Origin of the sequence: Polaromonas sp., from assembly GCF_030682935.1 — a bacterium.
Lineage (GTDB): Bacteria > Pseudomonadota > Gammaproteobacteria > Burkholderiales > Burkholderiaceae_C > Polaromonas.
Window position 1 is genome coordinate 1 of record NZ_JAUXNA010000172.1, and the last position, 1,811, is coordinate 1,811.

Annotated in this window: 2 protein-coding genes; one reads left to right on the top strand and one right to left on the bottom strand. The window is 64.2% G+C overall.

Annotated elements, in window-relative coordinates; all coding sequences use genetic code 11:
• Window positions 1-249: 249 nt before the first annotated feature.
• Window positions 250-1,335 carry a fatty acid desaturase gene (locus Q8K05_RS07900; protein ID WP_305246030.1) on the top strand — a complete coding sequence of 362 codons (1,086 nt, stop codon included), beginning with the start codon at window positions 250-252 and terminating at the stop codon, window positions 1,333-1,335.
• 56 nt (window positions 1,336-1,391) lie between these two features.
• On the opposite strand, the gene pgk is transcribed toward Q8K05_RS07900, so the two are convergent.
• Window positions 1,392-1,811, bottom strand: a 420-nt coding sequence (gene pgk, locus Q8K05_RS07905; RefSeq protein ID WP_305246032.1) for a phosphoglycerate kinase, incomplete at its 5' end; no start/stop codon positions are given.

Genomic DNA, 1,811 nt, shown 5'->3' on the forward strand with positions numbered 1-1,811 from the left:
CGCGAAGCGACATGAAGAGTCTCCTTGTAATTTGTTTTCTGATTCTTACATGGAACCGGTTACAGGCCGGGTACCAAAACATGGGGCGGCTCGGATCCGGGTTTGCAAAAGTTTGATCCTGGTCAGAACTTGTGCGGGCCGCTGCCCCTAGAATTTCGCTCGTTGTCTGCACCGCGCCCGGCTACGCCGGCGCGGTGCGGCCTGGCCTCTTTTCCGGGCCCTGTTGTCATCCCCTTCACTTACACGCCCATGCCCGCTTCGCTCGCCCCCATTCCAGCCGACCAGCCGCTGCCGCACCGCAAGACCCTGCGCGCGTGGCTGATTCCCCTGTCTACCCGCACCACGCTCTGGGCGCTGCTGCTGCTGGTGTTTGACTACGCACTGCTGCTGGCGGCGCTGGCCGGCACCGTGCTGGTCGACGCTGTGTGGGGCAAGCTGCTGTGCGGCCTGGCCGCGGGCTTTGTCACCGGCCGCCTGTTCATCATTGGCCACGATGCCTGCCACCAGAGCCTGACGCCGCACCGCAGGCTCAACAAGTGGCTGGGCCGCATCGCCTTCCTGCCGTCCCTCACGCCCTACAGCCTGTGGGACGTGGGCCACAACGTGGTTCACCATGGCTACACCAACCTCAAGGGCGTGGATTTCGTCTGGGCCCCGCTCACGCAGACCGAATACCAGGCGCTCACGCCCTTTCAGCGCCTGCGGGACCGCGTTTACCGCAGCGGCTGGGCGCCGGGCCTGTACTACATGATCGAGATCTGGTGGAACCGCATGTTCTTTCCGAACCGGGCGCACATGCCCACGCGCCGCCCGATTTTCATCAAGGACTGCCTGCTGGTGTCGGCCTTTGCCGTGCTGTGGGCCGGCGTGATGGTGGCGGCCGCGCTGGCCACGGCGCAGCCGGTCGCGGCGGTGCTGCTGAGCGGCTTTGTACTGCCCTTTTTGTTCTGGAACGCGATGATCGGCTTCGTGGTGTATGTGCATCACACGCATGTCAAGGTGTCCTGGCACGACGACAAGGCCGCCTGGTCCCAGGCGCAACCCTTTGTCTCGACCACCGTGCACCTGACCTTTCCGCTGGGCATAGGCGCGGTGCTGCACCACATCATGGAGCACACGGCGCACCATGTGGACATGAGCATTCCGCTGTACCGGCTCAAGCAGGCGCAGAGCAAGCTCGAACACATGCTGCCCGAGCGCATCGTGGTTCAGCCGTTTTCGTGGCGCTGGTACTTTGAAACGGCACGCAGCTGCAAACTCTATGACTTCAGCCGCCGCTGCTGGACCGACTATGCAGGACGCGCCACCAGCCCGCAGCGCACCGAACCGACGTAAAAAAGGGTGCCTCGGCACCCTTTTTCATAGTCAAACAGACTTCCAGCCTTCAGTGTTCAGCCCGCCGCCCGCTTCTCCAGTACTTCGAACGCGGGCAGCGTCTTGCCTTCCAGGATCTCCAGAAAAGCGCCGCCGCCGGTGGAGATGTAGTCCACCTGCTGCTCGATGCCGTATTTGGCAATCGCCGCCAGCGTGTCGCCGCCGCCGGCCAGCGAAAACGCGCTGCTCGCGGCAATCGCGCGCGCAATGCCTTCGGTGCCGTTGGAAAAGGCCTCAAACTCGAACACGCCGACCGGGCCGTTCCAGACAATGGTGCCGGCCGCCATCAGCTGCGCCGCCAGCCGGGCGGTGGTTTCGGGGCCAATGTCCAGGATCAGGTCGTCGTCGGCCACCTCGGTCGCCCGTTTGACGGTAGCCGGCGCATCGGCGGCAAAGGTCTTGGCGCACACCACATCGGTGGGAATCGGCACTTCCGC